12 protein-coding genes are annotated in these 12,508 nt (G+C 56.4%); 6 read left to right on the forward strand and 6 right to left on the reverse strand.

Going from position 1 to position 12,508, the window contains the following annotated elements:
- Window positions 1-6 precede the first annotated feature (6 nt).
- The 6 genes from K6958_RS00065 to K6958_RS00090 all read right to left on the reverse strand — a co-directional run bounded on the left by K6958_RS00065 (window position 7) and on the right by K6958_RS00090 (window position 5,756).
- Window positions 7-1,293 carry an MFS transporter gene (locus K6958_RS00065; RefSeq protein ID WP_249892773.1) on the reverse strand — a complete coding sequence of 429 codons (1,287 nt, stop codon included), beginning with the start codon at window positions 1,291-1,293 and terminating at the stop codon, window positions 7-9.
- An 83-nt stretch (window positions 1,294-1,376) separates the two neighbouring features.
- Complete coding sequence (locus K6958_RS00070) at window positions 1,377-2,336, reverse strand: sugar kinase (RefSeq protein ID WP_249892774.1); 960 nt, start codon at window positions 2,334-2,336, stop codon at window positions 1,377-1,379.
- A gap of 3 nt (window positions 2,337-2,339) precedes the next feature.
- A complete protein-coding gene (locus K6958_RS00075) occupies window positions 2,340-3,065 on the reverse strand; it encodes a sugar phosphate isomerase/epimerase family protein (protein WP_249892775.1) in 726 nt (241 codons plus the stop codon).
- A 193-nt stretch (window positions 3,066-3,258) separates the two neighbouring features.
- Complete coding sequence (locus K6958_RS00080; protein ID WP_249892776.1) at window positions 3,259-4,284, reverse strand: LacI family DNA-binding transcriptional regulator; 1,026 nt, start codon at window positions 4,282-4,284, stop codon at window positions 3,259-3,261.
- A gap of 135 nt (window positions 4,285-4,419) precedes the next feature.
- Window positions 4,420-5,082 (reverse strand): OmpA family lipoprotein, encoded by a 663-nt coding sequence (locus K6958_RS00085; RefSeq protein ID WP_249892777.1) that lies wholly within the window; start codon window positions 5,080-5,082, stop codon window positions 4,420-4,422.
- Window positions 5,083-5,189: 107 nt separating this feature from the next.
- A complete protein-coding gene (locus K6958_RS00090; protein ID WP_249892778.1) occupies window positions 5,190-5,756 on the reverse strand; it encodes a DNA-3-methyladenine glycosylase I in 567 nt (188 codons plus the stop codon).
- 140 nt (window positions 5,757-5,896) lie between these two features.
- Between K6958_RS00090 and K6958_RS00095 the strand changes: the two genes are divergently transcribed.
- The 6 genes from K6958_RS00095 to K6958_RS21155 all read left to right on the forward strand — a co-directional run bounded on the left by K6958_RS00095 (window position 5,897) and on the right by K6958_RS21155 (window position 12,476).
- Window positions 5,897-6,544 (forward strand): hypothetical protein, encoded by a 648-nt coding sequence (locus K6958_RS00095; RefSeq protein WP_249892779.1) that lies wholly within the window; start codon window positions 5,897-5,899, stop codon window positions 6,542-6,544.
- A gap of 101 nt (window positions 6,545-6,645) precedes the next feature.
- Complete coding sequence (gene dnaT, locus K6958_RS00100) at window positions 6,646-7,188, forward strand: primosomal protein DnaT (protein ID WP_249892780.1); 543 nt, start codon at window positions 6,646-6,648, stop codon at window positions 7,186-7,188.
- Entirely contained in the window at window positions 7,188-7,928 is a 741-nt protein-coding gene (dnaC, locus tag K6958_RS00105; protein WP_249892781.1) for a replicative helicase loader DnaC, read from the forward strand. Before dnaT ends, dnaC begins: the two co-directional genes overlap by 1 nt.
- Window positions 7,929-8,083: 155 nt before the next feature.
- Window positions 8,084-9,307 (forward strand): MFS transporter, encoded by a 1,224-nt coding sequence (locus K6958_RS00110; protein ID WP_249892782.1) that lies wholly within the window; start codon window positions 8,084-8,086, stop codon window positions 9,305-9,307.
- Window positions 9,307-10,218: a bestrophin family protein gene (locus K6958_RS00115; RefSeq protein WP_249892783.1), complete on the forward strand. Its 912-nt coding sequence runs from the start codon at window positions 9,307-9,309 to the stop codon at window positions 10,216-10,218. The genes K6958_RS00110 and K6958_RS00115 overlap by 1 nt, the downstream gene beginning before the upstream one ends.
- Before the next feature lie 314 nt (window positions 10,219-10,532).
- A complete protein-coding gene (locus K6958_RS21155) occupies window positions 10,533-12,476 on the forward strand; it encodes a methyl-accepting chemotaxis protein (RefSeq protein ID WP_277614712.1) in 1,944 nt (647 codons plus the stop codon).
- The last annotated feature ends 32 nt before the right edge of the window (window positions 12,477-12,508 follow it).

The following is a 12,508-nucleotide window of genomic DNA, read 5'->3' on the forward strand; positions in this document are numbered from 1 at the left end:
GGTTAATCAGGCGTGCCTGGCCGCGCGTCCGGGCGAGGGGGGCTGCTTGTTCTCCGCCGGTTTTACGATCAGCGTCAGGAAAACAGAAACCAGCAGCGCCGCGCCCATAAAGATATAGGAAGCCGCCGGGCTGCCGGTGGCCCCATTAAGGTAGCCAACGATCCACGAACCGACAAACGAGCCGAGCGCGCCCATGCTGTTAATCAACGCCATGGCACCGCCCGCCACGTTACGCGGCAGCATCTCAGGAATAATGGCGAAGAAGGGACCATAGGGCGCATACATGGCCGCACCGGCAATCACCAGCAGGCTGTAGGAGAGCCAGAAATTGCTGGAGCCGACCAGCCAGGAACCGAGGAACGCCAGCGCGCCGATCAGCAGCAAAGGCCAGACGAACAGCTTACGGTTCTGCATGCGGTCAGAGGCCCAGGAAACCACAATCATCGCAATGGTAGCGGCCAGATAAGGCACGGCAGAAAGCCAGCCCGCTTCAACCATCCCCATTTCAGTGCCGTTACGTAAAATCGAAGGCAGCCACAGCACAAATCCATACACGCCGATGCTCCAGGCGAAATATTGTACGCAAAGAATGATCACATTACGTGATTTAAAGGCTTCCCGATAGTTGCGCACCGCCTTGATGCCTTCCTGCTCTTTACGCAGTTGCTCCTGTAGCGCGGCCTTTTCCTCTTCGCTCAGCCAGCGCGCCTGAGCCGGTTTATCCTGCACCATAAACCACCAGCAGACCGCCCAGATAACCGCCGGGATGCCTTCAAAAATAAACATCTCGCGCCAGCCGTAGGCGTTAATCAGATAGCCGGAGACTACCGACATCCACAGTACGGTGACCGGGTTACCCAAAATTAGAAAGGTGTTGGCGCGTGAGCGTTCCGATTTTGTAAACCAGTTGCTGATATAGATCAGCATCGCCGGCATTACTGCGGCTTCCACCACTCCCAGCACAAAGCGGATCGCCGCCAGCATCGGGATATTGCTTACCACGCCGGTCAGCGAGGCGCACACGCCCCACAGCACCAGGCACCAGAACACCAGCTTTTTCACGCTGCGGCGTTCAGCGTAGACGGCGCCGGGGATCTGAAAGAAAAAGTAGCCGAGGAAGAACAGCGCGCCCAATAGCGAGGACATGCCTTTGGTGATGCCTAAATCTTCATTAATACCGGCCGCCGAGGCGAAGCTAAAGTTTGCACGGTCGAGGTACGCCAGACTGTAGGTGATAAAGATGATGGGAATGATATACCACCAACGTTTCGGCGCGATTGTATGCTTATTCATGAGCTTATCCTCTGTGGAGGGCGCATATTCTGATGACAATGTCATCGATATGCATCGTTATCAAGAGTCGTAGGGTTTGTCGCTCAGTAGTCGCCCAGTTCGGCACGCGTCGGCAAGCCTTCGCTATCGCCGATCGCCTGGATAGCCAGCGAGCCAATTTTATTGCCGCGCCGGATCGCCTGCGGCAGCGGCTGGCCTTCCAGCAGCGCGCTGATTACACCAACGGCGAAACCATCGCCTGCGCCGACCGTATCCACGACATTATCGACGCGAATAGCTGCAACCTGACCTTTATCGCCTGCGGCAGTTTTATACCAGGCGCCGTCACAGCCAGTTTTAATGATTACCGCCTTCACGCCTTTATCGAGGTAGAAGTCGGCGATCGCTTCCGGCTGGCGGTAGCCGGTAAGGATTAAGCCCTCTTTCTCGCCCGGCAGTACCCAGTCGGCATAGCTGGCCAGCTGATTAAGCTGCTTCGCCATCTCCTGTTCGCTCGGCCACAGTACCGGGCGCAGGTTAGGATCGAAAGAGAGAGTTTTGCCCATTGCGCGCATTTCCTGCGCCGTATGGTTCAGCAGTTCCAGCGAGCTGGCAGAGAGCGCTGCCGCCACACCGCTTAAATGCAAATGACGGGCCGCGCCGAAATAGTCGCGGTCGAAATCCTCTACAGAAAGATGGCTGGCGGCGGAGCCTTTACGGAAATACTCCACCAGCGGGTCGGAGCCATCCTCTACTTTGGATTTCAGCTGAAAACCGGTGGGATAGCGTGGGTCGGTGATAACGCGTTGATGATCGACACCCTCTTTTTCCAGCTGCTGATGAACAAAGCGGCCGAAGGCGTCATCGCCCACGCGGCTTACCCAGCCCACTTTTAAACCGAGGCGTGCCAGTCCGATAGCGACGTTAAGCTCCGCGCCGGCGATGCGTTTGCTAAAGGTTTCCGCCGCGGCCAGGTCGCCGGTCTCTCTGGCGACGAACATCGCCATCGCTTCGCCGATAGTTACCACATCCAGCGCATTCTGCTGCTGATTTTGGTTAGTCATGATTTACTCCTCACGCAGCAGGTCAACGTAATGGCGCGTAACGGCCGTCAGATCGTCGCCCTGCAGCGGAAATTCAATACCGCGCGGCACGTCGCCGGGCAGCAGTTTTAACAGCTCGCGCCAGCCGTTGTCGGCCTCGTCAAGCGCAATCGCACGCCAGCTGTCGCCATGAGGAATAGCCGCTTTCACATGAATATAGCTGACGTGACGGGCAAGCAGACGCGCCGCGGCAAGGGCATCGTCGCCGGTCCATAGCCAGTTGCCTATATCAAAAGTCATACCGGAAGTGGCGTGCTGCCGCGCAAAGAAGGGGGCGATAGCGTCAAGTCGACCATATTCGGTCTGATCGTTTTCCACCACTAGCCTGATGCCGCGAGTCTCCAGTGCGGTTTCGCGGTCCGGGCGCCAGGCGCCGAGCGACAGTTTCAAACGCTGAGCGCGCAGCTGCTCCGCCTCCTGTAGATAGCGATCCAGCTGCGGATTAACCGCGCCGTCGTCGGCAAACAGCGCATCGGGAACGGAATAGAAAGCTTTCAGCCGATGTTCAGCAATCGCTTCAGCCAGCTGGGGCAGGCGTTGCAGCTCAGATTCCGCCAGCAGCTCACGACGAATTTCAACGCCGTCACCACCGGCTTCAGCCACGATCGGTAATAGCGCCTGCTGTCCGCCCAGCTCGGCAACTTTTTGATGACCGTACGCGGCGGTCACGATAATAATTTCTGGTTTCACCTTTTCCTCCGGGGATACAGCATTTGAACCCGCTTAAAGAAAAGCTAATTGGAACCGGTTCCAAAGCAAAGGTGGAAAGTATGAAATTATGATCGCGCTCACGATGTAAGCTATTTTGTCCCAGGGATCGTCTGATTTGTCACGGCCAGGCAGCTGTCCGGCGCAACCTGCGTTGGCCGGGCAGAAAAAGAGGTTAAAGCAGGGGACGGCTGGAGCCGCGAATCACTAACTCGCCGCGAAAGGTCTTTTCTTCAATCGTCATGGCTTCGCCCTCAATACGCTGGATCACCCGCTCCAGCGCCGCATAGCCGATCTGCCAGGTGGGCTGCTTAAGGGTGGTAATGCCGTCGCCTGCCAGCTCCGCCCACTCCAGTTCATCAAAACCCAGCAGGCCGATTTGCTGGCCCCAGTTAAGACCCAGCCGCCGCATGGCGCGCGCCACCTGCAGTGTCAGCGCGCCGTTGGCCACCAGCAGCGCCGCAGGCTGGCCGGCGTGACGCTGGTAAAAGTCGCTGATAATGCGATCCATTGCGCTGGCGTCGCTGAGCGCCGCCTCCGCATTTTCACCGATCACCGTTTCGTGGCGTGCGCAACACTGGCGGAAAGCCTGCAGGCGCTCCAGACGCGTATTAACCAGGCCAAGCGGCTCACTGAGAAACAGCAACGCCCGGTAGCCGTTCTTCACTAAATGCTCGGTCGCCTCGGTCGCCGCCTGGAGATTATCCAGCCCGACGACATCACAGGAAAACTCAGGGATTTTACGGTCGATCAGCACCATCGGCAGCAGTGACTGCTGCAGCCGATTCAGCGCGTCTTCACGCATCCCAACGGCGTTTACCACGATGCCCTCCACCTGGTAGCTGCTGAGCAGCTGCAAATAATGTTGCTCCTGGTCCACTTCGTTATTGGTGTTACACACCAGCAGCGTAAAGCCGCGCGCGCGGCAGGCCGCTTCAATGCCGCACAGCACATCAACCGAATAGGGATTAGTGATATCGGCGATAATCAGGCCGATAAGGCGGGTGCGTCCGCGCTTCAGGCCGCGCGCCATTTGATTCGGGCGGTAGTTAAGCGCGGCGATCGCCTGCTCAATACGCTGTTTCAGATCCAGGGAGAGCGCATGCTGCTCGCCGTTAAGGTAACGGGAAACGCTGGTTTTCCCGGTTTTTGCCACTCTGGCAACGTCGCTGATGGTGGCGCGTATAGCCTTTTGCTTCATCTCTTTCTTCACTCCGCGAATTCGTTGAGAGACTAACACAGCTTACGGTTGGGAGTTAGCTTCAGGGCGGGGACGATCGGGGAAGAGAAAGCGCAACGGTAAAAAGGGGCAGCAGGCTGCCCCGATAAAACCAGGTTATGACAGCGGGCTGAGAGTGATTTCTACGCGGCGGTTCTGCGCTTTGCCCTCTTCCGTGCTGTTGGAGGCGATCGGGTTGTCCGGGCCCATTCCGCCAGTACGTACGCGATTGCTGGCCACGCCCTGCATAATCAGCGCGCTGGCAACGCTATCGGCGCGTTGCTGCGACAGACGCATATTCAGCGCGCGCGTGCCGGTGCTGTCGGTATAGCCGACCACGTTAACGGCGGTTTTGGGATACTCTTTCAGTACCATCGCCACGCCGGTCAGGGTCTGCGCGCCAGCCGGTTTTAGCGTGCTGCTGCTGCTGTCGAAGGTAACATTATTCGGCATATTCAGAATAATATTATCACCGTTGCGCGTAACGCTAACGCCGGTGCCGCGCATCTTGTCACGCAGCTTGGCTTCCTGCACATCCATATAGTAACCCAGGCCGCCGCCCAGCGCCGCGCCGGAAGCCGCGCCGATCAGCGCGCCTTTGCCGCGATCTTTTTTCGATGAAGAAAGTACGCCGACGCCTGCGCCAACCAGCGCGCCCACGCCTGCACCGATACCGGATTTACCCGCCTGCGACTCGCCGGTATAAGGGTTAGTGGTACAGCCGGAAAGGGCGACGGCGCCACTCAATAATAGCGACAAGGCAATAATGTTTTTTTTCATCTTTATATCCTTTGAAAACCAGACAACAAGCGCACCCGCTTAAAGCGGCAATTATGCCGCGTATTGCTTCAGAAAATATCCAGGAATTTCCTCAGATTTGTAAAGATTCAGTACCGCTGATTAACAGGATGACGGAAGCAGGTGATGATATGGTCATTTACCAGCCCGCAGGCCTGCATAAAGGCGTAACAGATGGTTGAACCGACAAATTTAAAGCCGCGTTTTTTCAGCGCCTTCGACAGGGCGAGCGAGGTTGCCGTCTGTGCCGGCACCTCTGCGCCGTCGGCAAAATGATTGATTTGCGGCTGACCGGCAACGAATGACCAAATAAAGTGAGAAAAATCTTCACCGTTCTCCTGCATCGTCAGATACGCGCGCGCGTTAGCAACAATAGCGTTGAGCTTAGCGCGATGGCGAATCAGGCCGCTGTCTAACATCAAACGATCGATATCAGCCTCATCCATTAGCGCGACCGCCTGCGGATCGAACTGATGAAAAGCGGCGCGGTAGTTTTCCCGTTTTTTCAGTACCGTAATCCACGACAGTCCCGCCTGTTGGCCTTCCAGGCAGAGCATTTCAAACAGTACGCTGTTTTGCGTTTGCGCATTGCCCCACTCATGGTCGTGATAGCGTTGATAAAGCGGATCGGTCGAAACCCAGCCACATCGTTGCATCCCTCTCTCCTTGCCTGCTCCGGCTGAATAAGGCCGCTATCTTAACATGCCGTCGCTGGACGGTTTTAACGCATGAAATGAGAAATATGGTGATTTCGCACGCATATAATCAGCGCGCTAATCTTTTTCAGGGAAATTTCATGTCCGACGATATAAAAATTATTACTGTAAAATTTGCTGGCTTTTTTGGCTGCGCGATCTTTCTTGCGTTGATGATGGGGTTGGTTTTTATTGATGTGAACTGGATGAACGATGCGTTACACGAAACATCGTTTACCGAGATTTTCCAGGAGATTGAGTTGGGAGCTATCGCGCTGATGTTTTTTAGTCAGGCGTACCAACAGGGAAATCTGCGCTACAGCCTGCTGCTCATCGGCGGTTTTTTTACCTGCATGCTGATCCGTGAAATGGATTTTCTGTTTGATAGTCTCTATCACGGCGCCTGGGTCTGGTTTGCGTTGGCCGTCGCGTTTCTCTGCCTGTGGCCTGCGGTTTTGCACCTTCCCGCTACGCTCTCCGGGCTGGTTAATTTCCTGCGTCATCCCAGCTGGAATATGATGGCGGCCGGCCTGCTGACGGTTTTAATCTTCTCACGTCTGTTTGGTATGCATGAGCTGTGGGAAACGCTGATGCTCGACGGCTATAACCGCACGGTGAAAAATATGGCGGAAGAGGGCACCGAACTGCTGGGATACAGTTTCTGCCAGCTTGCCAGCCTGCGTTATCTGTGGGACGTACGCCGTCTGAAACAGGAGAAAACGGGCATCGCCTGGCAGTCTCAGTACTAAGCAACAGGCGATTCCAGGCGCTAAACTTGATAGAATAGCGCCTGTGTCGGCTGCTACGGCAGCCCGTGATGTTTTGCCTGCAACAGAGTCCGGAAATTACCATGTCTGTCAAGATTTTAACCTCCACTGTCATTGGCCTCGACGCGTTTCGCCAGGATCCGATCGGCGCGCTTTCCGCGGCCAGTGCGGGCGCGATCGCCGTGTTCGATAATAATGCGCCGGTGCTGTATGCGGTAACTCCTGACCGGCTGGCGCAGCTTCTGGCGCTTGAGGCGGCGGCAAAGCAGCCGCAAAGCGATGTCACGTTGGATGAACAGCTGTATAACGATGCGCTGACTCATCCGGTTGCGGTGCCGCTGGGAAAATTTATGATGTATCCTGGCTGGCGACCGGACGCCGACTTTCAGCGCCAGGCCGCCATTTGGGGCATAGCGCTCAGCGAACCGGTGACGCCCGCCGAGCTGGCCGCCTTTATTACCTGGTGGCAGGCGGATGGACGTCCTTTCCATCACATGCAGTGGCAGCAGAAACTGGCGCGCAGCGTCCAGCAGAGCCGGGCGGTTAACGGCAGCAGAGCGCAGCGCGATGTTAATCAGCTGCCTGAACCCGATCATACGATCCCTGATGGTTTCCGAGGTGAATAATGAAAACGCCCGCTGAGTTATTTAACCGTCTGCAACGAATGATGCCGGCCCATATCAAGCCAAAATTTCAGAATGGCGAAGAGCTGCTGGCCTGGAACCAGGAGCAGGGCCGTCAGCGATCGGAGGCGATTGCGCGTGAAAACCGGGCGATGAAAATGCAGCGTATTCTCGGCCGCTCCGGTATCCGCGAACTGCATATGAACTGTTCGTTCGATAACTATCGGGTGGAAAACGAAGGGCAGCGTAAAGCGCTGGAGCAGGCGCGCCGCTATGCTGATGAGTTTGATCACAGCATCGCCAGCTTTGTCTTTTCCGGCCGTCCCGGCACTGGGAAAAATCATCTGGCGGCGGCGATCGGCAACCATCTAATCCTGCGGGGTAAAAGCGTATTGATCGTCACGGTCGCCGACCTGATGTCGATCATTAAAGGCACCTTTAGCGGTGACAGCGACCGCACGGAAGAGCATCTGCTGCATGATTTCAGTACCGTCGATCTGCTGGTGATTGATGAAATCGGCATGCAGACCGAATCACGCTATGAAAAGGTGATTATCAACCAGATCGTGGACCGCCGCTCCTCCTCGAAACGCCCGACCGGCATGCTGACCAACCTCGATCACAGCAATATGGTTAAGCTGTTAGGCGAGCGCGTTATGGACCGCATGCGTCTGGGGCAAAGTCTGTGGGTGAATTTCAACTGGGACAGCCATCGCGGACGCATTACCGGCAACGAATATTAAGCTTTCTCTTCGTCAAGTAATGTAAACCAGGCTTTCACCTGTCAGGCTACCGCTTCGTCTGCGCCCGGATTCCCTTCCTAAAATAACATCGTCGGGGCATCCTTTTCGGCGTTCTCGTCCGTGCAGCCTGTTTTATTATGGCAATTAGGATGATTATGGCTTCACCTGCTGAATCGCTGTTACAGCATCGCTCGTTTGTTGCGTTCTGGCTGGCGCGCACCTGCTCCAGCTTTGGCTTCCAGATGTTATCGATCATTGTCGGCTGGCAAATTTATGCCATTACCGGTAAGGCTTTCTATCTTGGGCTGATCGGGTTGGTACAGTTTTTACCCTCCGTGACGCTGGCGCTGTGGGCGGGACATATCGCCGACCAGCGCGATCGCCGTCGTATCGTCTTTTTCTCCCAGCTGGTGGAGTGGCTGGCTATCGTGGCGTTAACGCTGTTAACCCTGCTGCATCACAGCGAAGTCTGGACTATCCTGGCGCTGGTGTTTGTGCTGTCGGTAGCGAAAGTGATGGAAGCGCCGGCGATGCAGTCCATGCTGCCAGCGCTGGTGCCGCCGAGCCTGCTGGCGCGAGCGACCGCCGCCAGCGCCGTCGGCGGCCAGGCGGCGATGATTATGGGACCGGCGCTGGGCGGCCTGCTCTATGTGGCGGGCGCGTCGGTGGTCTATATGCTTACCGCCGTGCTCTATTTGATCTCTATCGTGATGGTGAGCCGCCTGCGCTATGAGCAGGCTCAGCCGCCACGTACGCCCGCCACGCTTTCCACGCTGTTTGCCGGCGTGCGCTTTATCCGTGAACGTCCCGATGTATTGGGCGTTATCTCGCTGGATCTGTTTGCCGTGCTGCTTGGCGGTGCTACCGCGCTGTTGCCCATCTATGCGCACGATATTCTGCATACCGGCCCGCTTGGATTAGGACTGCTGCGCGCCGCGCCGGCGGTAGGCGCGCTGCTGGTCGGCTTCTGGCTCAGCCACCGCTCGCTGGAGCGTCATGTCGGCATGATTATGTTTATCTGCGTGGCGGGCTTTGGCGCGGCGACGCTGGTTTTCGCGCTCTCTACCTGGTTCTGGTTATCGATGCTGGCGCTGTTCGCCACTGGCGGCTTCGATATGGTCAGCATGGTGATCCGCGGCGCGCTGGTACAGCTTGATACGCCAGATGAGATGCGCGGACGCGTTAATGCGGTGAACTCGATATTTATCAATACCTCCAACCAGCTAGGGGAGTTTGAGTCGGGGATGCTGGCTGCCTGGCTGGGTGTGGTGCCTGCGGCGGCGATCGGCGGTATCGGCACGCTGGTGGTGGTGGGATTATGGATGCACTGGTTCCCGGGGCTGCGCCGTCGTCAACGTCTTGAAAACGAGGTGGCCTGATGATTGTTCGTCCCCATCAACACTGGTTCTTCCGTCTGTTCGTCTGGCACGGATCGGTGCTGCCGGATGTGTTATTCCGGCTGAGCCTGAACCTGATGATGTCCATCATCGCGGTGATCTGCTTTCACTGGTATGAGCGTATCGGTATTCATCTGACTACCGCGCCTTTCAGCCTGCTGGGCATCGCCATCGCTATCTTCCTCGGTTTTCGCAATAACGCCAGCTATGCGCGCTATACCGAAGCGCGCCAGCTGTGGGGCGCTCTGCTGATTACCCAGCGATCCCTGCTGCGTCAGGTCAAAAGCGCGTTAAACGATGAACAGCAGGTGCTGTTGTTTAGTAAGATGCTGATCGCCTTTGCCTGGAGCATGAAGCACCAGCTACGGCATACCAGCCCGCAGGAGGATTTACGCCGTCTGGTGCCGGCGCCCTGGCTGGCGCAGGTCGAGGCCAGCCCCCAGCCCACCAACCGTCTGCTGTTATGCATGGGCGACTGGCTGGGCGAGCAGCGCCGTGGCGGGCATCTCAGCGACCTGCTCTACACCAGCATTGATGCCAATCTCAACCGACTGTCGGATGTGCTGGGCGGCTGCGATCGTATCGCTAATACGCCAATACCCTTTGCCTATACGCTAATTTTGCACCGCACGGTCTATCTGTTTTGCACGCTGCTGCCGTTTGCGCTGGTGGCCGATTTGCATTATCTGACGCCGCTGGTCTCGGTGTTTATCTCCTATACCTTTCTGTCGCTGGAATCACTGGCGGAGGAGCTGGAAGATCCCTTTGGCACCTCGGCCAACGATTTGCCGCTTAACGCCCTGTGCAACGGCATCGAAATTATTTTATGTGAAATGCTCGATCGTCCGGGACCGGAAAAAATGCGTCCGGACGCTAACTGTGTGCTGACGTAGCCGTATGCGGCCGCCCCTCTTCTCCGCCTGGCGGCCCGCTTGCAGGTCATTGATGAAAGGCATAAAGGTTGCGAGGAATAATTTTCAAATAATTACATAGCAAAACAGTTAACCAGTTTTAATCTTCATTTTTAGCTACGGCTTTGTCATTACTGGCTTTTTTAGCTACGGATAGTGAGAACAGCCGCCTGGTGCGCTGCTTCTTTTTTGTCGCCGATCAAGTTCCCGAGGGGTCTCAGGTAAATTCACTAAAGCGTACCTTAACCATGTCGATAACCACACTATCGTTCGTTTTTTTAACATAAAGGTGAGTTATGAGCGGTTTGTCGGCGGTAGTGGCAGGTTTCAATAACTGGAGCGTGGGTAAAAAATTGACCTCCGGCTTTATTCTGGTGCTGTTGATAACGGTTGGGATTGCCGCAGCCGGTATTAAAGGTTTTGCCAATATCCGGACGGATACGCAAAAGCAGCAAATTGTCGTACAAATGGTGCAGGCGCTTAATCAGGGCCGTCTTAACCGAACCCTTTATCAGTATACCGGCGAAAGCCGTTACAGTGATGAAAATGCGCGCGCTTTGCAGCAGCTGCAGCAGCTGGGTCAATCGCTTTATCAGTTTAACTGGCACCCGGAAGGGAAAGCGAAGCTGGATACGGTAAAGCAGGGAATAGAAGGTTACCTGGCGCAGCGAGAAATTTTTGTCGGCACGGTTAATCAGCGTAGCGCCCTGCTAAAAGAGATGGATATCAACACGCTGGCTGATTATGGCCACAGCAGTGAAGCGTTAAACCGTCAGGCAGGTGTTGATGTCGGCATTGCGCTGGCGGCCTCCCGTCTGGACGCGGCTATTCAGCAGACGTTAAAAGCCTGGCCCGACTTTATTGCTAAGCCGGATGAGACGCAGAAAGCGAATATGATCAATAAACTCAGCGCGGTAGCCGAGCAGGCCGAGCTGCTGAAAAATCAGCAGCCAGGCGGTGAGAACGGCTGGGTTGCGGGTTTAATTCTGGATACGGCGCGCCTGAGCGCGGCGTTGAATAACTACCAGGCGGCGTTTACCGTTCAGGAGAAGCAGTCAGCGGAGTTGACCGCCACGGCGGGCAAACTGAATGCGGCGGTAACCGATCTCTATCAGGCGCAGTTGGTGAACGTCATTGACGCCATTAGCGAGGCCAATGTCATTATGTATGGTGCTGCCGTGTTGGGCGTACTGGCCGGATTGATTATCGCCTGGCGCATCACCCGTAATATTACCCAGCCGCTACGTGAAACGTTGCTGGTAGCGAATAAAATTGCCGCGGGCGATTTGACGGCGCAGATCGATACGCAGCGCGGCGATGAGCCGGGGCTGCTGATGCAGGCGGTAGGGCGAATGAACCAGAACCTGAAAGAGATTATCGTTCAGGTGCGTCAGGGCGTGGATAACGTGGCGCGCGCTTCAGCGGAAATCGCCGCCGGGAACATCGATCTCTCTTCACGTACTGAAGAGCAATCGGCAGCGGTGGTACAAACGGCGGCCAGTATGGAGCAGCTAACCTCCACTGTGAAACAGAATGCGGAAAATGCTCATCAGGCCAGCAGCCTGGCGCAAGAAGCCTCGCAGAATGCCGGGCGCGGCGGCAAAATCGTGCAGGAAGTGGTGGTGACGATGGAAGAGATCAGCACCAGCTCACGCAAAATCGCTGACATCATTAACGTGATTAACGGTATTGCTTTCCAGACCAATATCCTGGCCTTGAACGCGGCGGTAGAAGCGGCGCGCGCCGGTGAACAGGGACGCGGCTTTGCCGTGGTCGCGGGTGAAGTACGCAGTCTGGCGCAGCGCAGCGCGACGGCGGCGCGTGAAATCGAAGCCTTGATCAGTCAGGCGGGCGAGAAGGTAAATAATGGTTCGCAGCTGGTCAGCAGTGCTGGTCAGGCCATGGAAGATATCGTGCGTTCGGTCTCCCAGGTGAGCAGCATCATGCATGAGATCGCTCATGCTTCTGAAGAGCAGAGCCGGGGTATTCTGCAAATCGGCCAGGCGATGACGGAAATGGACACCACGACGCAGCAGAACGCCGCGTTGGTGGAAGAATCTTCTGCCGCGGCCTCTTCGCTGGAAGAGCAGGCGAAGCAGCTGGAACAGACGGTAGCGGTATTTAAAACGGCGTCGCAGGGGCTGGCCGATCGCAGTCCTGTCACCCAACCGGCGCGCTACGTTGTTGCGTCGAAACCTCAGCCGGTGTCTGCCGCGGCAGGCGGCTGGGAGCAGTTCTGACAGCAGGCTCCGCCCACGGGCGGAGCCTTTCT

The sequence above is a fragment of the Mixta hanseatica genome (assembly GCF_023517775.1).
Lineage (GTDB): Bacteria > Pseudomonadota > Gammaproteobacteria > Enterobacterales > Enterobacteriaceae > Mixta > Mixta hanseatica.